At 66.1% G+C, this 20,613-nt stretch carries 19 protein-coding genes and 1 pseudogene; 3 read left to right on the top strand and 17 right to left on the bottom strand.

Translation table 11 applies throughout. From position 1 onward, the window contains the following. Positions 1–17 precede the first annotated feature (17 nt). Together cysS and BLW40_RS12690 are read left to right on the top strand one after the other, a co-directional pair. Positions 18–1,400 (top strand): cysteine--tRNA ligase, encoded by a 1,383-nt coding sequence (gene cysS / locus BLW40_RS12695; RefSeq protein ID WP_074769145.1) that lies wholly within the window; start codon positions 18–20, stop codon positions 1,398–1,400. Positions 1,401–1,406: 6 nt separating this feature from the next. Beyond that, a complete protein-coding gene (locus tag BLW40_RS12690; protein ID WP_074769143.1) occupies positions 1,407–2,804 on the top strand; it encodes a hypothetical protein in 1,398 nt (465 codons plus the stop codon). 69 nt (positions 2,805–2,873) lie between these two features. On the opposite strand, the gene BLW40_RS12685 is transcribed toward BLW40_RS12690, so the two are convergent. From BLW40_RS12685 to BLW40_RS12610, 17 genes and pseudogenes are all read right to left on the bottom strand, one after another. Beyond that, positions 2,874–3,644, bottom strand: coding sequence for a DsbA family protein (locus BLW40_RS12685; protein WP_074769141.1), 771 nt, complete (start codon positions 3,642–3,644; stop codon positions 2,874–2,876). Positions 3,645–3,738: 94 nt separating this feature from the next. Beyond that, positions 3,739–4,641 (bottom strand): YicC/YloC family endoribonuclease, encoded by a 903-nt coding sequence (locus BLW40_RS12680; RefSeq protein WP_170834576.1) that lies wholly within the window; start codon positions 4,639–4,641, stop codon positions 3,739–3,741. Positions 4,642–4,714: 73 nt separating this feature from the next. Beyond that, a complete protein-coding gene (locus BLW40_RS12675; protein ID WP_074769139.1) occupies positions 4,715–5,494 on the bottom strand; it encodes an SDR family NAD(P)-dependent oxidoreductase in 780 nt (259 codons plus the stop codon). After that, entirely contained in the window at positions 5,469–5,888 is a 420-nt protein-coding gene (locus BLW40_RS12670) for a DUF2141 domain-containing protein (RefSeq protein WP_074769137.1), read from the bottom strand. The genes BLW40_RS12675 and BLW40_RS12670 overlap by 26 nt, the downstream gene beginning before the upstream one ends. Before the next feature lie 100 nt (positions 5,889–5,988). Further along, positions 5,989–7,713, bottom strand: a complete 1,725-nt coding sequence (locus BLW40_RS12665; protein ID WP_074769135.1) for a diguanylate cyclase — start codon at positions 7,711–7,713, stop codon at positions 5,989–5,991. Between the two features lie 186 nt (positions 7,714–7,899). Continuing rightward, positions 7,900–8,523: a prepilin peptidase gene (locus BLW40_RS12660; RefSeq protein ID WP_074769133.1), complete on the bottom strand. Its 624-nt coding sequence runs from the start codon at positions 8,521–8,523 to the stop codon at positions 7,900–7,902. Continuing rightward, positions 8,520–9,371, bottom strand: a complete 852-nt coding sequence (locus BLW40_RS12655) for a type II secretion system minor pseudopilin (RefSeq protein ID WP_074769131.1) — start codon at positions 9,369–9,371, stop codon at positions 8,520–8,522. The genes BLW40_RS12660 and BLW40_RS12655 overlap by 4 nt, the downstream gene beginning before the upstream one ends. Continuing rightward, positions 9,368–11,518 carry a type II secretion system secretin GspD gene (gene gspD, locus BLW40_RS12650; RefSeq protein WP_074769391.1) on the bottom strand — a complete coding sequence of 717 codons (2,151 nt, stop codon included), beginning with the start codon at positions 11,516–11,518 and terminating at the stop codon, positions 9,368–9,370. Before gspD ends, BLW40_RS12655 begins: the two co-directional genes overlap by 4 nt. Next, complete coding sequence (locus tag BLW40_RS17995; protein WP_244511182.1) at positions 11,518–12,054, bottom strand: hypothetical protein; 537 nt, start codon at positions 12,052–12,054, stop codon at positions 11,518–11,520. The genes gspD and BLW40_RS17995 overlap by 1 nt, the downstream gene beginning before the upstream one ends. Positions 12,055–12,091: 37 nt before the next feature. Then, positions 12,092–12,484, bottom strand: a pseudogene (gene gspM / locus BLW40_RS18185) (type II secretion system protein GspM); the annotation flags it as partial. Positions 12,485–12,558: 74 nt separating this feature from the next. Next, complete coding sequence (locus BLW40_RS12640; RefSeq protein WP_139305589.1) at positions 12,559–13,584, bottom strand: PilN domain-containing protein; 1,026 nt, start codon at positions 13,582–13,584, stop codon at positions 12,559–12,561. Continuing rightward, positions 13,581–14,234 carry a prepilin-type N-terminal cleavage/methylation domain-containing protein gene (locus tag BLW40_RS12635; RefSeq protein WP_074769127.1) on the bottom strand — a complete coding sequence of 218 codons (654 nt, stop codon included), beginning with the start codon at positions 14,232–14,234 and terminating at the stop codon, positions 13,581–13,583. Before BLW40_RS12635 ends, BLW40_RS12640 begins: the two co-directional genes overlap by 4 nt. After that, entirely contained in the window at positions 14,218–14,598 is a 381-nt protein-coding gene (locus tag BLW40_RS12630) for a prepilin-type N-terminal cleavage/methylation domain-containing protein (protein WP_074769125.1), read from the bottom strand. The genes BLW40_RS12635 and BLW40_RS12630 overlap by 17 nt, the downstream gene beginning before the upstream one ends. After that, positions 14,595–14,984 carry a pilus assembly FimT family protein gene (locus BLW40_RS12625; protein ID WP_074769123.1) on the bottom strand — a complete coding sequence of 130 codons (390 nt, stop codon included), beginning with the start codon at positions 14,982–14,984 and terminating at the stop codon, positions 14,595–14,597. The genes BLW40_RS12630 and BLW40_RS12625 overlap by 4 nt, the downstream gene beginning before the upstream one ends. 15 nt (positions 14,985–14,999) lie before the next feature. Then, positions 15,000–15,434, bottom strand: a complete 435-nt coding sequence (gene gspG, locus BLW40_RS12620; protein WP_074769121.1) for a type II secretion system major pseudopilin GspG — start codon at positions 15,432–15,434, stop codon at positions 15,000–15,002. Further along, positions 15,431–16,651: a type II secretion system F family protein gene (locus BLW40_RS12615; RefSeq protein WP_074769119.1), complete on the bottom strand. Its 1,221-nt coding sequence runs from the start codon at positions 16,649–16,651 to the stop codon at positions 15,431–15,433. Before BLW40_RS12615 ends, gspG begins: the two co-directional genes overlap by 4 nt. A 4-nt stretch (positions 16,652–16,655) precedes the next feature. After that, positions 16,656–18,347 (bottom strand): GspE/PulE family protein, encoded by a 1,692-nt coding sequence (locus tag BLW40_RS12610; protein WP_074769389.1) that lies wholly within the window; start codon positions 18,345–18,347, stop codon positions 16,656–16,658. A gap of 588 nt (positions 18,348–18,935) precedes the next feature. Here BLW40_RS12610 and BLW40_RS12605 point away from each other — a divergent pair. Then, positions 18,936–20,402 (top strand): PstS family phosphate ABC transporter substrate-binding protein, encoded by a 1,467-nt coding sequence (locus BLW40_RS12605; RefSeq protein ID WP_074769117.1) that lies wholly within the window; start codon positions 18,936–18,938, stop codon positions 20,400–20,402. Positions 20,403–20,613 lie beyond the last annotated feature (211 nt).

The following is a 20,613-nucleotide window of genomic DNA, read 5'->3' as shown; positions in this document are numbered from 1 at the left end:
CTGCCGGAGACCGATCGGTGCCGCTCGTCCTTTATAATACCCTATCCCGTCGCAAGGATCCGTTCGAGCCGCTGGCTCCCGATCATGTCGGGATGTATGTCTGCGGCCCGACCGTCTATGACCGTGCCCATATCGGCAATGCCCGGCCGGTGATCGTTTTCGACGTGCTGTACCGGCTGCTGAAACAGACCTACCCGTCGGTGCGCTATGTCCGCAACATCACCGACGTTGACGACAAGATCAACCAGCGCGCCAAGGATTCGGGCGAGCCGATCGCGGCGATCACCGCCCGGACCACCGCCTTGTTCCACGAGGATATCGCGGCGCTGAACTGCCTGCCCCCCGATGTCGAGCCGCGCGCCACCGCCCACATCGCCCAGATGGTGGCGATGATCGCCCGGCTGATCGAGCGCGGACACGCTTATGAAGCCGAGGGTCATGTCCTGTTCAGCGTCGGCTCGATGCCGTCCTATGGCGCGTTGTCGCGGCGCTCGCAGGACGAGATGATCGCCGGTGCCCGGGTCGAGGTCGCTCCCTACAAGAAAGACCCCGGCGATTTCGTGCTGTGGAAACCCTCGTCCGACGATCTGCCCGGCTGGGACAGCCCGTGGGGACGCGGCCGTCCCGGCTGGCACATCGAATGCTCGGCGATGAGCCTTGAACATCTGGGGGCCAGTTTCGATATCCATGGCGGCGGCCAGGATCTGGTTTTCCCCCACCATGAAAACGAGATCGCGCAGAGTGTCTGCGCCAACGGTCAGCCGTTTGCCCGCTACTGGCTCCACAATGGCTGGCTGATGGTCAATGGCGAGAAGATGTCGAAGTCGCTGGGGAATTTCATCACTGTCCGCGACCTGCTCGATCAGGCGCCGGGCGAGGCGGTGCGGCTGGCGATGCTGACCACCCATTACCACCAGCCGCTCGATTGGACCGCCGATTTGCTGCGGCAGTCGCGGGCGACGCTCGACCGCCTCTATACCGCGTTGCGCGCCGTCGCCGACATCCCCGCAGACGATTCCGCCCCGGCTCCGATCGAGGTGCGCGCCGCGCTCGAAGACGATCTCAACACTCCGCTGGCGATCAGCCATCTTCACGATCTGGCCGGAAGCCTGAACAAGGCCACGACCTCCGCCGACAAGGCGCGGGGTAAGGCGCGCCTGCTCGCCTCGGGCCGTCTGCTCGGTCTGCTGTTCCATGATCCCGAGGCGTGGTTCAAGACCGCGACGGCCAAGGGCAGCGGTCCCGATGATGCCGAGGTCGAGGCGATGATCGAGGCCCGTGCCGCCGCCCGCAAGGGCCGCGATTTCGCCGAGGCCGACCGGATTCGCCAGGCGCTGGCCCTGGCCGGGATCGTGCTGGAAGACGGCGCGGCGGGGACGACCTGGAAGCGGGGGGTCTAACCTCCGATGCCGCGAGTCCCGCTCACCGGCTGGTCGTTTGCCTGGCATTGCCTGTCTTTCGTGCTGGTCGTGCTGCTGCTGATCGCGCCCGCTTTGTGGAACGGCTATCCGCTGATCTATTTCGACAGCGAAGATTACGTCGATATGGCGTTCAGCTTTCAGCCGATCGTCTGGCGGACGATGACCTACAGCATGTTGGTCACCCTAACCCGGCTGTTCGATTCGCTGTGGATCATGCCGGTGGTCCAGGCGGTGCTGACCACCTGGGTTCTGCATGAAGCGGTGATGGGCTTTGTCGGGCGCTGGCGGCACATCGTGTTTCTCGCCATCGGTCTGCTGCTGGCTCTGCTGACCGGGCTGCCCTGGGTCGCCTCGCAATTGCTGGCCGACGTCTTTGCCGGGGTCTCGATCCTGGGGGTTGCCGCTTTGGCCTTCGGCGAGGGGCTGCCGCGCTGGCGGCGCTGGGCGCTGGGGGTGGTGACGGCGCTGGCGATCTGCGTCCACATGTCGCATGTCGCCGTCGCGGCCGGGTTGCTGATGGTGCTGTGGGCGATGTCGGGGCTGTCGCGGCTGATCCGGCGGATGCCGCGTCCCCGCCTGACCGTCGTCACTCTGTCGATTATCGGCGGCATCCTGGCGGTTCCGGTGACGCACCAACTGGTTACCGGACGGTTCTTTTTCAGCGAGTCGGGTCAGGTGCTGCAACTGGCTCTGTTCGTCCAGAACGGCGTCGCCCAGGCCTATCTCGACGAGGTCTGCCCCCAGGGCGCGCCGCTGAAGATGTGCGAGCACAAGGACGAGTTGCCCCGCACCGCCGACGAATTCCTGTGGGGCGACAGTCCGTTCGACGAGATGGGCGGCTGGAAGGCGATGCATGACGAGGCGGGGTTCATCGTCAAGGATGCGATTCGCCGCTTCCCGCTCAAAGTGCTGAGTGCCGCCTTTGACAACACGGTCGAGCAATTGCAATCGATCGATAGCGGCGAAGATCTGGTGCCGATGACCTGGCACTTCGTCAAAACCCAGTTGCGCCACTTCCCCGACGAGTTCCGCGAATTCCGCTTCGCCCGCCAACAGCGGCGGCCCGCGCTTGATTTCACCGCCCAGAACGATTTCCAGGTTCCGGTCAATTACGCCGCCGAACTGGCGCTGTTGGCGGTGCTGGTGGTGGCGTGGCGACGGCGCGACCGCTCGACCACCGGGCTGGCGGTGATCGTGACGCTGGCCATTATCGGCAATGCGATTGTCTGCGGTGCGATTTCCAATCCGCACGACCGCTATCAGAACCGGGTGGTGTGGCTGGCTTTGTTCGCCGTCGCGATCGGCGCGGTCCGTCTCGACCAGCGCTTCGCCCGTCGCCGTCCCGATTTGATCGAGACCACGGCAGATCCGGAACGAGGATAGGCGGTGATGCTTCCATAAAAAAACCCGGCGAGGTTTCCCTCGCCGGGTTTTTGCTGTGCCGAGCGGCGATCAGCTCTTGCCCGCGCCGGTCTTGCGCGCGTTGTCGATCAACTGGCGGAAGGTGGTCTGGTCGAGCGCGCTCGACAAAATGCGGTCGCCGATGATGAAGGTGGGCGTGCCGCCGATATCGAGGGCGCGGCCGAGGTCGAACACCTTCGACAGCTGGCGGTCGATCTCGGGGTTGGTGATGTCCTTCTTCAATTGCTCGACATTGAAGCCCTGCTCGGCGGCGATCCGCAGCACCGCCTTCTCGTCGAGGCGGCCGCGGAACTTCATCAGAGCGCGGTGGAGGTCGTCGTACTTGGCCTGGCTCTGCGCCTTGGCGACCAGGGCGACGCGAGCGGCGAACACCGAATCCGGCCCCAGGATCGGATATTCCTTGTAGACGACGCGGACCTTGCCGTCGGCCTTGACCGCTTCCCACAGGGAATCGAAGGTCTGCTTGCAGAAGCCGCAATTGTAATCGAAGAACTGGACGATGGTGATGTCGCCCTTGGTGTTGCCGCTGACCGGATCGTCGGCGCTGCGATAGACGTCGTCCTTGCGGGCTTCGAGCATCTTGTGGGCGTCGGCCTCGGCCTGGGCGCGCATCTTCTCGCGCAGGGCCTCAAGCGATTCGGCCAGAACTTCGGGGTGTTCCATCAGGTAGTCGCGGACGACCTTCTTGACCGCCTCGGCCTGCTTGGGGGTCAAGGCACCGCTGTCCTGGGCGGCGACCGGGGACGCGGACAAAGCGAGGGCCGACGTCAGGAGAAGAGCGGCAAGGGGTTTGGCGATCATGGGAGAGTCAACCTTCGGAACCATGAGGATGAGGCAGGCATATTGGCCGATGGCCGCCGCCGGAGCAAGCGCCCTGGCGGGAAAAATACCCGGTCTACTCGATGTTCTGCACCTGCTCCTTGAACTGATCGATCACCGCCTTCAAATCGAGGCCGATCCGGGTCAGGTCGACATCGGCCGATTTGGAGCACAGCGTGTTGGCCTCGCGGTTGAATTCCTGGGCCAGGAAGTCGAGCTTGCGCCCGATCACGCCGCCCTGGTCGAGCAGGGCCGCCGCCGCCGCGACATGGGCGGCGAGCCGGTCCAGTTCCTCGCGCACATCGACCTTGACCAGCAGCAGGGCGACTTCCTGCGCCACTCGGTCTTCGCTCAGGCTGGGGACGGCGTCCAGCACCGCCGCCAATTGCAGGGAAAAACGCTCGCGGATCGCTTCGGGGCGCAGAGCGGCGCAGGCCCCGGCCCGCGCGGTCAGCGCCTTGATCTCGTCCAACTGGACCTTCAGCACCGCGCCGATCCGTGCCCCTTCGCCCCGGCGCGATGCCACCAGTTGGTCCAGCACCGCCTCCAGCGAGTCCTTCAACGCGGCGGCGCGGGCGTCGCGTCCGGCCGCGTCCTCGGCGGGCTCGTCCTCGGTGGCGGGTTCGATTACGCCCCGGATCGCCAGCAGCCCGTCCATCCGCGCCGGAGCCAATTCGGGCCGCACCGCCTGCCACTCGCGGCACAGATCGGCCAGACGGGTCAGCAGCGCGGTGTTGATCCGCATCTCGCCCGCGTCGCTCTGGCGCGACAGGGTCAGCGACAATTGGACATTGCCGCGGGCGATGCGGCGGGCGGCGGCCTCGCGGGCTGGGATGTCGAGTCCGTCGTGGCCCGATGGCAGGCGCAGACGCAGATCGAAGCCGCGGCCATTGACGCTTTTGGCCTCCCACACCCATGAGGTCAGGGAATCGCGCCCTTCGGCGCGGGCATAGCCGGTCATGCTGGCGATGCTCACCATCGTTCTCCCTTGTTCGTCACTGTCATTGTGCCCTGTCGGGCCGGATTATCAGGCTCTGGCCTCATCGCCGCCATTACCGCTTGGCCGGAAGATGGCGGGTCAGGCGGTCGGCGATGGAATCGGGCAGGGCGGCGGCCAGCCAGCTCAAGGCCGCCATCGGTCCGGGAAAGGCGATCCGGCCGCGATTGGCGGCCAGCTTGCGCCGGATCAGCCGGGCGGCGGAGTCCGCCGTCATCAGGAACGGCATTGCGAAATCGTTGATCGCGGTCATCGGGGTCGCGACGAAGCCGGGACAGATCACCGAGACGGCGATGCCGTCCGCCGCCAGCGCGCCGCGCAGGGCCTCGCCCCACACCCGCACCGCCGCTTTCGAGCCGCAATAGGCTGGCGCGCCGCCCACGCCGCGAAAGCTTGCCATCGAACTCATCAGCGCGATCTGGCCACGCCCGCGCGGCCGCATTGCCGCGATGGCGGGCATCACCGTGTTGACGGTTCCGTCGAGATTGACGGCGAAGATCGCCCGGGTCTGCTCGGCTCCCTCGGTTCCGCCCGCGGTTCCGGCCGAGATCCCGGCATTGGCGATGACGAGGTCAAGCGGGCGGTGACGGTCGCAGGCGGCGACCCAGGCGGCGACCGCCTCGGCCCCAGTGACATCGAGCGAGGTGGCCAGAACCTCGGCTCCTCGCGCGCGGCAGGTTGCCGCCACCGCCGCCAGCCGGGCCTCGTCGCGCCCGCAGAGAAACAGGGTGATTCCGGCTGTGGCGTATTCCACGGCCAGCGCCGCCCCCAGCCCCGACGACGCCCCGGTGATCAGGATCGCGGCGGGATCAGCGCAGGGTGATGGTGATGGCATGGTGCTGTTCGGTCTGGGCGATGACGAAAGCCGCCTGATCGAAATCGGGCGGCCCTAACGGAGCGCTGGCATCGTTGGAAAAGCCATAAGGTTCGGTGGGCAGGCCGAACATCGTCTTGTCCAGCCGGTCGTTGCCGTTGCGATCCTGGTACAGCGCCACCGCATAGCGACCGGGCGGCAGGTTGGCGAGGCTGACGACGACGATTCCGTTTTCCGATGTTTGCGAGAATTTCGCCACCGGCGACTCGCGGCGGTCGAAGCTGTCGGCATCGCCGAACACCATCCCCCGCACCGGGCCGAAATCGGCGGCATGGATCACGGTCAGGGTCAGGTCGGCGGCCTGGGCCGCGCCTGCCGAGCACAAGATGAAGAGCGACAGCAGGGCTGTCCGCATTCGATAGTCTCCGGAAAAACGGCGGTCTGGCGTGATGTGTCGCTCGATGAGCGGGAGGCAACCCTAGCCCCCCCGATCAGCCCGCGCAAGCCGCCCGCCTTTAGGCGTTGACCATGATCCGGTTGCGGCCGGTTTTTTTGGCCGCGTACATCGCCTGATCGGCTTCGTTCATCACGCGGTCGAACCCGACCATACGTCCGCGCAGATGGGTGATTCCGATCGAAACAGTCACCTGGATCGTCGTTCCGTCCGGGGCGGTCAGCGGATTCGCTTCGACAGCGGCCCGGACTCTGTGGGCGATCTCGACCGCATCGGCTTCGCTGCTCTCGACGATCACGGCGGCGAATTCCTCACCCCCGGTACGGCCGAAAATATCGACGCTACGCAGCGTGTCGCGCAGAATCCAGGCAACGGTGCGCAGAACCTCGTCGCCGAAACTATGACCCCAGGTGTCGTTGATCTGCTTGAAATGGTCGATATCGATCATCAGCAGGGTGAAGGGCTGCCGATAGCGGATCGAGCGGTCCAGTTCGCGCTGGGCCAGTTCGAAGAAATGGCGGCGGTTGAACAAACCGGTCAGGAAGTCGGTTCGGGCTTCGGTCTGGGCCTGATCCTTCCGTTCGATCTCTTGTTGAAGATTGCGGTTGATGATCGCCAGGGCCTGGGCCGCCTCGACCGCTTCGCGTCGGACGGCGCGGGCGCGGACATAGGCCATCACCGCGAACAGGCAGGCGATCAGGAACCCATCGACGAACAGAACCTGGATCCCGCTCCATTTGAAAACGGTGACGTTGAGGTCGAGATAGGTCGGGATCCAGAAGGCCATATTGTTGATCAGGATGGAGGCAAACATGACCTGGATCACGACCCGTCGCGGCGTTCCCTCCGTCCGCAGATGGAACGAGGCGATCACGAAGTAGATCAGCATCAACTTGGTGGCGATGGTGTTCGACAACGTCGCGGGCGCTTTGTATCCGGCGAGGAAGGCCGTGCAATTGAGGGAGAACAGGGCGATCAAAGCCCAGAACCCCCATCGTATCGCCCGGGGCGGGGAGTACGGCTTGAACAATTCTCGGCAGAACAGCGTCATCGTCAGCCCGATCAGGATGTAGACGACTCCGCCGATGGTATCGGTCTGCCCGGACAATTGGGGGGGCAGCAGCGGCGCGACATAGCCGGTGACCGAGATTCCAAACAAGGTATAAACTAATTGGTGGAGGGCGAATAAGGCGAAGACCTTCTGTCTGTCCAAAAAGTACGAATGAATGGCCCATAATAACAAGGTGGTCATCGTCGTGACGAAAAAGACGAAGAGAAGGTCTCTGTCGAAATCTTTTTGTTCTGCTTCAAGCGGGGTCAGCGCCTCGATGTTCAAAATGGTACGGTGCCTGCTTTCGATCCGGAAGTAGACGGTCTCTTCGGGGGCGGAGACGTTGATGACAAAGCCCAGCGAAATCCTGCGCCGGTCACGTTCGCCGTAGGGATAGTCGCTCCCGGTCATGCGCGTCGTCCATCCGTTCGGTGCGGAGGGATCAGCCTGATAGAGACGGACGTCGTTGAGGTAGGTCGGGCGAATGAACAATACGACCTTGCTGCCCTCGGCGGGGGCGCGGACCCGCAGGCGAATCCATTGGGGCGATCCGCGGAAGCGAATGATCTCGGCGGGCTTGAAATCCGTTGCCGCGCCCGCGACGATATCGTCAATCGTCAGCGTTTCCGTGACATCGGCTCGGATAGCGCGTTCGGCGATCAGATCATTCGCATTGGCCGGAGCAGCGAGAAGGCATCCTAGAAGCAGGGCGACGATCAAGAAGAGAGACTTCATTTTTCCACAGAGGAGCGTAATGGTTGATGTTGCGATATTGTCTTGTTCTCTTGGATTGACGGATTATCGGTAAAATAAGGCAAAAGAGTGTTTCGCCGTTTAGGCTTCCCCGATGCGATGCAAAAGTATTATCACCCCCCGCATAGGGCCGGAAGCACCAGAACGATATAGCGTATTTTCCCGAGCCTACCCCAGCACCCAGACCAGCCAGAATCCGCCGCACAGAAACGGGCCGAATGGAAACGCCTCATGGGGGGCGATGGGGCGATGGGTGACGAACCGATGGACGAGCAGGACGGCCAAGGCCAGAAGAGAGGCGGTCAGCACCACCGGGGCCAGTCCCGGCCAGCCAAGCCAGGCACCGCAGGCGGCCAGCAGCTTGGCATCTCCCTGGCCCAGCCCGTCCAGACCGCGCAGCCGCCGATACAGCCATGCGATCAGGGTGAAGATTCCATAGCCCGCGACCGCGCCAAGGCCGCTCGCCACCGGATCGCCCCCGTCGATGGTCAGCGATGTCAGCAGGCCAAGCCCGGTCAGGGGCAAGGTCAGCCGGTCGGGCAGGCGCAACTCAAGATAATCGACCAGGGCGAGGACAAGCAGACACCAGGCCAGGATCAGGCCGAGATAGGCCCAGGGCGGCGGGAGAAGACAGGCGATCCCCCACGAGAGCGCCGTCTGTGCCGCGACGATGGTTCGGATCGGCCACGACCATCGCCGCCCCGGCGCAAAGGTCCGCACCACCGGCAGGGCGGCGGCACCGAGGACAAGGGCCGCGATTGTGATGGCGGCAAGGTCGGGGCGCTCGATCATCGGGAGCGACGGATCCAGACCGGTTGATCCGGGTCGGAGGTCAGTTCGACGACGACGATTCGGGTCAGGGCGGCCCCGCCGGGCCGCCTGGCTTCGACCCGGAGAGTCAGCGGTCGTCCTTTCAGCGAGATATCCTGGGTGATCTCGATCGCGGGTCGACCGGCTCCGGCGATGTCGCGGGCACGGTTCTGCACCTCGACCGAATTGGCGCTGGATTGGTGCATCGCCATCAGGGCCAGCGGCGTTGCCGTCCGTTCGTTGAACGCCCCGGCTTCGAGCAGGGTAAGGGAGGGGGCGAGACGGGCGAAACTCTCGGGGCTCATCCCGCGCACCTCCAGCAATTCCTCAAGAGTGCGGATCGCCTCGTTGCGGGGCAGCATCTCGGCCCCGACCGCGAGATAGCTCTTGTCCTCGGCTCCATGCGCGCGGGGGGCATCGTCGCCGTCGATCCAGTCGAGGATCGCGTCCTGGAGAGCGTCGAGCCCCTCGCCCTGGAGTCCGATCCCCGCCAGCAATTGGCGCAGCACCTGGGGCGAGGCGGTGTTGATCGGCACCTTGCCGCGTTCGTCCTCGACCGTGACGGTCAAAGCGGTTCCGTCGAAGCTTAGGGTTCGGGCCGTTCCGTCGATCGGCCAGCGCAGGGTCCGGTTCTCCTGCCCCAATCCGTGCAGGGCGATCATCACCCCGGCATCGGCCGCCGCCTCCAGGCGAGCCCGGTCGGTCGCCGCCCGGGCCAGCACCGCGTCGCCTCGACCCGCCTGGAGGAACAACAGCGCCATCCACGCGAACAGTCCGACCGCGACGACGGCCGTCACCATCGCGAAACCGCCATCGTCCCGCCCGGTCATGGGCGCGGAGCTTTCGGGATGGGGATCGGCTCGATCGTCGAAATCTTGCGGCGCAATTCGTCGGTGACGGCCTGGGCTTCGGCGCTGCTGCGCACCACCCGGGGGGTCAGCAGCACCAACAACTCGGTCCGGACCCGGCTGTTGTCGGTGGCCCCGAACAGCGAGCCCAGATAGGGGATATCCTTCAGAAGCGGGATGCCGTTGCTGCCCCGGCTCAGATTGTCGCGGATCAGCCCGCCGAGCGCGACGGTCTGACCGTCTTGCACCGCGACCGAACTGGACACCCGTCGTTGCTGGATCGTGGGCGAATCGAGGGTCGATGAGGTGGTGGTGGCGACGTCGCTGACCTCCTGGGCGATATCGAGCAGAACCAAGCCGCTGTCGTTGACCCGAGGCGTCACCTTCAAGATCACCCCGGTATCGCGGTATTCGATCGAATTGACCACCGGCGCGTTCGCGGTGGTTGTGCTCACCGAGGATTGGGTGGCGACGGGCACCTGATCGCCGACCTGAAGCGAGGCGGTCTGGTTGTTGAGGACCAGCAATTGCGGCGACGAGACGACGTTGATCGTCGTCACCTTGTCCAGGGCATTGATAACGGTGCGAATGCCGTCCCCCTGCGACAGCAGGTAGGAAAAGCCGGGGAAGGACTGGACGGGAAGGGCGGTCTTGCCCGAGGTCAGGCTGAAATTGCTGGTACCGGTCTTGAAGTACCATTCGACACCGAAGCGGAGCGTATCGTTGAGGGTGACCTCGGTGATCACCGCTTCGATCAGAACCTGGAGCGGCAGGGTGTCGAGCTTGCGGAGCGCCTGTTCGACCAGATCGTATTCGCGTGACGTGGCGTAAATCACGATCGCGTTGTTGGTGTCGTCGCTGGTGACGCTGATCGTCCGTCCCGCCTCGCCCAGCCGCAATTGCTGGACCTGCCCCAGACCAGCGGCTTGGCCGGTCGCAAGGGCGGGGCCGGTCGTGGCCAGGGGCGAGGCCGCCGCCGCCGCCGGTGTCGCATTCGCACTCATCGCCGCCGCGATGGCGCGGGTGGGGGATGCTCCGCCCGCTGCCGCTCCGGCGGTTCCTCCGCTTTCGCCCGAAGTGGCGGTGCCGAAGATGTTGCCCAGCACGGCGGCGAGGTTCGAGGCCCGTCCGTTCTGGACCCGGTAGACGAACAGACGGCGTTCGCCGCCTTCGCCCTCGCGGTCGAGCTCTTCGGCCCAATAGCGGACGTCGTCGAGATATTGCGGCTGCGGCGAGATCGCGACGATTCCGTTCAGCCGGGTCATCGCGATCAGCCGGACCAGCCCGGCAGAGGGCGATCCTTCCGCATTGATGATCTGGTTGAGTTCCTCGACCAGACGGCGGCTGTCGGCGCGCTGAACCGTGATCAGGGCGAACGACATTCCGTGCAGCCAGTTGACGTCGAATTGTTCGACCATCGCCCGCAACGAGGACCGGTCGGCACCCGAACCGGTCAGCAGCAGCACGTTGCGCGACGGATCGGCCTGGATGGCGTTTTCCGGAACAATCGGGTCGAACAGCTTTTTCAACTGGGTGGCGCCGACATAGCGCAAGGTGATCGCCTCGGTGCCGAATCCGGGCGATTGGGTTCCCACCAGGGCGGGTTGCCGCCGCGCCTCGGCCAGGGGAACGATCGCATAGCCGCTGGCCCGCTCGACCAGTCCCATCCCCGCCGCGCGCAGACCGCTTTCGAACGCGGGCAGGATTTCGGCCGGGGCCACCGGCTGGGCCGTCTCGACCGTCACCGTCCCCTGAACCGCGCCATCGACGACGTAATCGAGGCCCAGAATGTCGCCCAGAACCGCCTTTGCCACGTCGCGGATATCGACATTGACGAAATTCAGCGACACCGTGCCGTCGCTGCCCCGCCGGGCTTCGGCATGGGGGCGGGGCGGGGCGATGAAACGCTGGGTGCCGCGCCGGATCTCGACAGGGGGGGCGGCGGTCGGCGCAGCCGACGCAGCCGGGGCGGTTGGAGCGGTCGCGGCGGGGGCGGCGCTGTCTTGCAGCCGGGGGGCTGGCGGCGGCGGGGAGTCGCGGGTTTCGAACCGTTCTCCGCTGCATCCGACGACGAGAAGAGACAGCAAGACGAGTCCGCTGAAGCGGCAGGCGGCGCGGCGGCGATCCATCAGGGATTTCCTTTGCTTTTCTCTTTGCCCTTGCCCGAAGAGCGGAGCCCCTTCGGGTCGAGTGTCAGATCGAGGCTTTCGCCCGCCCGGTCGAGGGTCACGCGCTGGGGGGCGATCCGTCGCACCGTCCAGCCATCGAGAGTCTGGCCGGGACGCAGACGGATCGTTTTGCCGGCGGGGGGGCGCACCACCGCCGAGGCCGCCTGCTCCGAAACGGCGATGCCGGTCACGACAAAGCCCTCCAACGCGGTTGCGGCGGCCACCGTCGGGGTCGGTCGGCGATCTGGAGAAAACAGCGGACGGTCGAGAACACGCGACCATTCGGCGGACTCGGGCGATTGCGGCGGCGATTGCGGCTGCGGCGGGACGATGGCGCGGGGGGCGGGGGGCGGTCGCGTTGGGTCCGGGGCGGGGGGCGTCGCCACCTGGACGACGAGAAGGACGACCATCGCCGCGCTGACCAGCAGGGGGAGCCAGCGCGGATCGCGCCTGATCCTGGCCGGTGCGGATTTCGGCGGAGACGACAAGACTGACATCAAGCGGTTCCAACCGGCCTTTAGCCGCGGATTGATCGGCGACCACCGAAAGAAAGTCGATGACGACATAGGGGGCCTCGCTTGCCAGCCTTCGCAGGCAGCCATGGAATTGTCGGTGGGTCAGACGAAGATCGGTCCGGACCCGCACCCAATGGTCGGGGACGCCATCGGTGACGGCCTGCGATTGCTTGACCGTGGCCCCTTCCGCGCTGGCGATGGCGATCACCTTTTCCTTCAGCGCCTCGGTTGCCAGTGCGGCGGTGGGGGCGATCAGGGCAAAGTCGCTGGCGCTGCGGGACTGGTCCTCCGCCACCGCTTTCCATCCGGGCAGGTTGGCGACCAGGCGGTTGTCGCGGGCAATCTGCGCGGTCAGACGCTCGCGCTCGTCCTGACGGCGGAGATACCCTCCCGCCAGCGGATCGAGGATCATCAGCCATAGTCCGGCGACGATTCCCGCCAGAATGGCGAGGGCGACAAGTTTGCGTTCGCGCGGGGTCATCGCCTTCATCGCGCGGCCTCCGGATCGCGGATTGCGACGATGTCAAAGGGGCGGCGGGGCGGGCGGGGCGGACGCGACGAGGGCTCGATCCGGGCATTGGCAAGGAGCGGATCGGCCTCGACCAGGGCAAGCAGAGCGGAATCGTCCAGATCCCGACTCCAGCCATCGAGGCGAAGGGTGCTGCCGTCCCATTCCAGCCGCTGGACCCAGACCGTGTCGGGCAGGGTCGCGCTCAGGCTGTCGAGCAGCGGCAGCGGATCGCTCCGCTGTCGGCGCTGCTGCAACGCTGCCCGTCTGGCCGATTCCGCCGTGACCGTATCGCGCAGCTTTGCCGCGCTGAGGGCCAGCGGACGACGCATTTCGGCCGTTTGCCGCACCTCCTCAAGCGCGGCGACGTCGGACAGAGTCGAGACCGTCAGATTGATCGCGGCCAGGGCGGCGGCCAGTCCCCATAAGCGGGCGGGGCTCCACCGTACCGGCGGTTTCGGCATCGCCGCCAGGAAATCGAAGCGGGGTACGCCGTCTTCGTCTTCCAGCGCCAGACCGGTCGGGCAGAGCCCCGATTTCCGGGCGTGGTCGAGGGCGGTCTCGGCATCCTCTCGCCGCACCACCCCGACCGCGACCACCTGTCCGCCGCCGTCGCGCGACAGGATGCGGGTGTCGATCAGAACCTGATCGGCCTCGAACGGGGTCAGGCGGTCGATGTCCAGGGCGATCATTCGGCGCAGATCGGAGGGCGGCAACGGAGGCAGCCGCACCGGGCGGCTCAGTCCGGCGGTGGCGGGAAGGCACACCACCACCGGCGCGGCGGCGACCGGCTCGACCGGGTTCCAGACGCCGTCCTCGTAGCGGCCGAAGCGGTAGATTTCGTCCTCGCGGCGGGCGATCAGGCGTCCGTGCGGCGCTCCCGCCTCGCGCCAGCGGCGGGGCAGCATCCCGCGCATTTCCTCCAGCCACCAATCGGTGCCTCGGATGGCGATATCCAGCAAGGGGCGCAGATCGCGGCCGGTCAGACGGGGACGCTCCATCATCGCCCCCGGCACCGGCCGGTGGAGGCGTTCTGGACGCAGCGGGAATCGATCGTCGCTCGCGGCGCAACGATCAGGTCCGGCCACCAGCGGGGATCGCCCGGCGGGAAGCGCACCCGGACCCGAATCAGCGCGGGCAGGGTCTGACGCATCCGCCAACTGTCTCGCCAGCGCGGCTGGCCGTCGGGTGGCCCGGCCCCGAAATAGGCGATGCTGAGGCTCTGGACCCCGCGCAGCAGCACTTCGGTGCGGACCGGAAGCGGCCTGCGTCGCTGGGCGTCGGCGGTGCTGGACAGCAGCAGCGAGCCATCGGCGGCGAGCGACACGGTATCGCGTCGCAGGGCACCGGAGCCGAACGAGGCCGAGGGCGGGGCCAGGAAGCGGATCGTCTCGGCGGTGCCCGAGAAATCGACGAGAATGGCCGTGCCGCCGAACAGGGAGGCCGGTTCGGCCTGTTCCAGCCGCAAGCGTAACACGGATGCGGCGGCGGCGACCGCCTGGGTCGCCTTCTGGCGCTGCGACGTCCGGTCCCAGACGCGGTTGGCCCCGCCCAGGCCGGTTGCCGTCATCGCCGCCGCCAGAGCGAGGAGGGCCAGCCCGACCAGCAGTTCCAGCAGGGTGAAGCCGGATTGAGAGTCAGCCAGGGGGCGCAAGGCGCAGACTCCTCAACTCGACCGCGTCGGATGATGCCCCGGCGGTACGGACCGCGACCGCGACCAGGAACATGTCTCCCGCCGAACTGCGACCCTGGCCGGTTTGGTAGGGACCGATGCGAACGCTCCAGACGAACGCCCCGTCGGTTCCGCTGGTAAATCCCGGCGCGACCGGGGATTCGCGTCCCACGGCGGCCAGACGCGATTGCGCCACCAGCAGGGCGGTGCGCTGGGTAGCGATGGCCCGGCTGCGCACCGCTCCGTCGGCCAGAACCTGAACCATCGCCGCCGCCGCCGCCGCGATGATCGTCACCGCGACCATCGCCTCGATCAAGGCGAATCCCTGGTCGGTCGGGCGGGTCATTGCGCCTGTTTCCAGATCGACCCGGTCGCCGCTTCGACCGCCACCGCGACGGTCCGTCCGGCACCGGCCACCACCCATGGCGTGCCAGAGGCCGATCCATCGGGATGGAACCGCATCTCTCCCGCCGCCGCGAGGACGATTCCCTCGGGCAGCGCCCGCACCGACCCGTCGGGCCGGGCATAGCCCCGGCCGCCGCCGACCGGATGCAGATCGGTGCGGCGACCGGTCGAGATCGCGGCGGCGCGGGCGCTTTCCAGATCGACCTGAAGCGATTCGACCGTTTCGCGCAGGATCAGGCTCGTCTGGGCCCGCTCCAGACGCGGATAGCCCAGCGTGCCGAGCAGGGCGACGATGGCGAGGGTGACCAGCGCTTCAAGCAGCGACATCGGTTCCGGTCCGGCTTACCAATTGCCGATGTCCTGCGCTTCGCCCGTTCCGCCCTCGGCGACGTCGGAGCCCAGGCTGAAGACGTCGATCTGACTGTTCTTTCCCGGATTGCGGTAGAGGTAGGGATTGCCCCAGGGATCGCGCCGGGCCTCGGCCTTGCGAAGATAGGGACCGTTCCAGCCGGAGGCGGTCGGGGTCGCCTCCGTCAGCGCCTTCAATCCCTCCGATTCGGAGGGATAGCGCCCGACGTCGAGGTAGAACAGCTCCAGGCTGGAGACGATGTTCTGGACCTGAACCCGGGCGGTCTGGGTTCGCGACGAACCGAGATATTTGAGAACCTGCGGCCCGGCGATCGCCGCCAGCAGCCCCATGATGGCCAGAACCACCAGCAATTCCAGAAGCGTGAAACCGGCATCGCGCCGGGGGCGGAAACGTCGTTTCGAGCTCATGATTGTATCGCCAAATCGTTGATGCCAAGGATTGCGGAAAAGATCGCCGCGATGATTCCGGCGACGGCCAGGCCGAGGATCACGGTGATCAACGGGGTCATCACCGCGATCATGCGCTGGGTCGCGGTGCGGACATCGCGGTCGAGCACGTCGGCCAGTCGGGTGAGCATCAGGCCCAGCCGCGCCGTCTCTTCCCCCGTCCGCAGGAAGCTGAGGGCGATGGGTGGGAAGATCCCGGTCGCGGCCAGCGGGGCCGAGACGCCGCCGCCTTCCTTCACCCCGGCCGCGACCCGCGCCAGAGCGGCGGCCATATGGGTGTTGCCAAGCGCGCGTCCGGCGATGACGAGGCCGGTCGGCAGCGGCACGCCGCTCTCGACCAGACTCCCCAATGTCCGGGCCAGCCGCGCCGTTTCGGCGCTGGCCACCAATGGGCCGAGAATCGGCAGGCGCAGGACGACGCGGTCCCACCTCGCCCGCACCTCCGGCCGCCGCAGCGCCCGAACCGCGAGCAGACCGCCGCCCGCCATCCCGGCCAGCCCGACCGCTCCGTCATCCCGGACGGCGCGGCTGAGCCGCATCAGCATTTCGGTGGCAAAGGGCAGCGTGCCGCCGAGATCGGACAGCAGCGTTTCGAATTGCGGCACGACGACCAGCAGCATGACCAGGATGACCCCGGTGGCGACGGCCAGCAGCATCGCCGGATAGACCAGCGCCGACGTCACGGTCTGGCGCAGGTCCTCGGCGCGGTCGAGCGCTTCCGCCGCCCGGCCCAGGCTGGCTTCGAGCCTGCCGCTGGCTTCGCCCGCTTCGGCCAGGGCGCAGGCCATCGGCGGGAACAATCCGCCCGCCTCGGCCATCGCGCCAGACAGCGGGATGCCCGCCTTGACCCGCTCGCGCAGGGCGGCGAACGACGCTTTCAACGCCGGATGCGGCACATGCTCGACCACGATTTGCAAGGCCCTGTCCAGCGGCAGTCCAGCCCCCAGCAGCACCGCCAGCTCTCCCAGAGCGTGCGGGAGACCCTTGCGGCAGGCCGAGGAAATTCGCTTGGGGACCGGGGCGGCGGGGGTTGCGGCGGCGGTTTCCTCGACCGCGATCGGCATCAGCCCGTCGCGCCGCAGCCAGGCGAGCAGGTGACCGGACGAGGGAGCCTCGACGATGGCGGAGCGCACCTCTCCGGTGACCGGCACGACGGCGCGATAGCGAAAGCGTGTCATCGCCTCATTCCTCCCGCGTGACGCGGAGGATTTCGTCGAGGGTGGTCAGCCCGGCGGCGGCCTTGCGGGCACCATCGACGAACATGGCGACCATTCCCGCCGCGATCGCCGCCTTGCGGATTTCCCGCGCCTCGGCCCGCGCCAGCACCAGACGGACGATCTCGTCGCTGATCGGCAGCAATTCCATCACCGACAGCCGACCGCGATAGCCGCTGCCGCCGCAGGCCGGACAGCCGACCGGGCGGTACAGGTCGCCGATGGCGGCGGAATCCTCTGCGGGCAGGCCGAGCGCGGCCAGCGTGTCCGGATGGGGGCGCGTCCGCTCGCGGCACTGGGGGCAGAGGCGGCGGACCAACCGCTGGGCCAGAACCGCGTTGAGGGTCGAGGTGATCAGGAACGGCTCGACTCCCATGTCGAGCAGCCGGGTCACCGCGCTGGCGGCATCGTTGGTGTGCAGGGTCGAAAGGATGGCGTGACCGGTCAGCGCCGCCTGCACCGCCACCTGGGCGGTTTCCAGGTCGCGGACCTCGCCGACCATGATGACGTCGGGGTCGAGGCGAAGAAAGGAGCGCAGAGCGGCGGCGAAACTGAGCCCGATCTGGTGCTTGACCTGGGTCTGGCTGATCCCGGCCAGCCGGTATTCGATCGGATCCTCGATCGTCAGGATTTTGCGTTCCGGGGCGTTGAGCGCCGCCAGCGCGGTATAAAGGGTGGTGGTCTTGCCGCTGCCAGTCGGGCCGGTGACCAGGACGATGCCGTGCGGCCGGTTCAACTGGGCGAGAAATTCGCGCAGCAGGTCCGGGGTAAAGCCCAGCGCGTTGAAATCGAGCGACAGCGACGAGCGGTCGAGAATCCGCAGCACCACGCTTTCGCCGTGGATGGTCGGGGCGGTGGCGACGCGAAAGTCGATTTCCTGGCCACGCACTGCCAGCCGCAGGCGTCCGTCCTGGGGTAGGCGACGCTCGGCGATGTCGAGGCCCGACATCACCTTGATGCGCGAGACCACCGCCGTCTTGACCTGATTGGGCAGGGATTCGTCGTCGCGCAAGGCCCCGTCGATCCGCAAGCGGACGGCCAGCCGGTCTTCGGCCGGTTCCAGGTGGATATCCGAGGCCCGCGCCTCGACCGCCCGCCCGATCAGGGCGTTGACCATCCGCACCACCGGGGCATCGCTGCTGAGATCCTTCAGCCGTTCGAGGTCGAGATCGGCGGCGGATTCGTCTTCTCCCGCCGGGGCCTCGGCTTCGGCCACCTGATGCAGGCGGTCCAGCGCCGCCTCGACGTCGCCCGCCTTGGCCACCCGCGCCAGCACCGGGCGGTCAAAGGCCAAGGCCAGGGCGGCGGCGGGATAGGGGTCGAACGGATCGACGAAGGCGACCTCGATCGCCGCCTCGGTCAGGCGGAGCGGAACCGCCCGGACATCGCGCAGAAAGCGGGGAGTCGGGCCGCGTCCGGCGACGATCGGCTCGGCGGGGAAGTCGGCGGGAGACACTTGGGGAAGGCCCAGGAATTGGGCGATCGCGGCGGCCAGGGCCTGTTCCGACACCAGCCCCAGCCGGGTCAAGACGCAATCGAGGCGTTCTTGCGTTTCGGCCTGAACCAGCCGGGCGCGGGCCAGGGTTTCGGGCGTGGTCAAGCCACGGTCGAGAACCAGATCGGCCAAGGGCTGGGACGGGGTCTGCCGCGCTTTCGCCATGACGCTTGCCTTCCGAAACGCCGCCGCCGCCCGGCGCGACGCCTTTTCCGCGAAATGCGGATCGGGGGGACGGCGTAGGCAAATCGGGTCGGACTGTTCGGTAGCCATTTGATGGCAAAAGAAGATTGCCCGTCAACCCGATCAGACGACGTTGAAGGCTGATTTCATATATTCGAAACACTCTTTTTTAGTATCGAGTCGATTCAAGGGGGTGCGCTCAGGAATCGTTGTCGGCTTGTAATAAAGATTAAAGATCATGACTGTAATAAAATTTTCTTTATGGCTTCGGTCTTGTTTTGATTCGTCTTAAAATTATGCCTTTGATATGGTGTCAACAGTAAAATGACAGATTGCTGTTAATGTTGCGTTACATAGAGTGACTCCATTTGCAGTTTATCATTTTTGTATGCAAGCATCCTTGGCGTGTCACCGTCCAAACGAAAGGTGTTGTCCTAATCCTGTTGGTGGACAAGCCATGCGCCATGGCGCCTAAGGGGCTTTGACACGGAGTGGAATCTGTTCGTTTCGACTTCACGGCCTTGCAATTTTGCAAGTCCGAACAGAGTAACTCGACCTTAAGGAGGTTCCATGTTTGCCAGACATCTTCTTCTCGGCGCCACGATTCTGTCCGGTTTGTCCGGACTGGCTGCCACGGCTCAGGCCGATCAGGTTTACAGCGGCGGGGCGTCTTTGCCTGCTCCGTACCTGCGTCAGGCCGCCAGTTGCTACGGCGTCGATACCCCCCTGCTGATCAAGCAGAGCTCGGGGGCCGCCACCGTTGCCAGCCCGGCGATCCCGGACTTCAACAGCGGCACCTACAATTGCGCCAGCCTGACCCCGGTCAGCAGCGACACCATCAACTACGTCTCGACCGGTTCGGGCACCGGGATCAAGGCCTTCTTCACCAACAACCCGGCCCAGTTGGGCACCATCCCCAGCGGCGGCAATTATCCGGATGTCAGCTTCGCCGTGTCGGAAACCCCGCTGGTCGCGGCGGACCTCGCCGCCTGGAACAGCGTGACTGCTTTCACCTATAGCGGTCTGAGCTTCAAGGCGGCCAACGGCACCGGCTCGGGCAATGAAAACCCGCTGGCCACCTATGGCGAGATGATCCAGGTCCCGGCGCTGGTCGCGGCGGTGACGCTCGCCTACAACCCGACCTACGTCAACGCGGACGGCGATACCTTTCCTTTCAATCCCTCCGTCCCGCTCCAGTTGACCCAGGCCCAGTATTGCGGGATCTTCAACGGTGACATCACCAACTGGAACCAGATCTCGACCGCGCTGAAAGCCGACGCCGACGACACCGAGTTCAACGCCCCGCTGAGCGTCGTCGGCCGTTCGGACAGTTCGGGCACCACCTCGCTGTTCACCCGTCATCTGGCTGGGGTGTGCGGCGGATCGACCAACAAGTACACCGCCTCGACCTCGACCCTGCCGCAGGCGGTTCGCAACCTCTCCAACGTGGTCACTGCCGACCAGAGCTCCGGCGTCGCCGCCGCGATCGCCACTGCTCCGGGCAGCATCGGTTATCTCGGCCTCGATTATGTCGGCGACTATGCCCAGCATACCGGGTCGACCACGGCCAGCCTGAAGGCGGCGTCGTTGCAGAATAAGGCGGGCTCTTTCGTTGCCCCCACCCCGGCCAGCGCCACCGCCGCTTTCGGCAACTTCACGGCTCCGACCGGCACCGATCTGGCCGATCCGACCAAGTGGGTCGCCGGAACCAATCTCGATAAGGATGCGAGCGGAGAATTCACCAACAAGCTCGTTAACCCGGCCGGGGCGGAATCCTATCCGATCGTCGGGACCAGCAACTTCCTGGTCTATACCTGCTATTCCGACGCGGCGAAGGCCAGTGCGGTCACGTCCTTCTTCGACTGGTACTATTCGAACGACGTCGTCAATAACGGCAGCGTCGGCGTTCTCTCCTATTCCGGTCTGGCTCCGGTCAGCGAAACCTTCCGCCAGTCGATCCGGGATACCTTCATCGACAGCAACAGCGGCAACAGCCTGCACATCCGCAGTGGTTGCACCGGCAAGGCGGGTGCCTAAGGCTTCGGCCTGACGCCTCGCGCGACAAGGGCGCGGTCCCGGTGAAAACCGGGGCCGCGTTTTTTCCATTGAAGCCGAGCAGACGGAAGGCCCCGCCGGGTGGATGCGCGGGTCAAGCCCACTGCTGTCCGGTTAAACGTCACGGTCATAGCAGCACCATCTGATTGGGGTCGATTCTTGGTTGAGGATCTCCCCCGATCAGTCGGTCGAT

This window comes from Magnetospirillum fulvum (assembly GCF_900108475.1).
GTDB lineage: Bacteria > Pseudomonadota > Alphaproteobacteria > Rhodospirillales > Magnetospirillaceae > Phaeospirillum > Phaeospirillum fulvum_A.
This window is presented reverse-complemented; position numbering and strand designations above follow the sequence as displayed.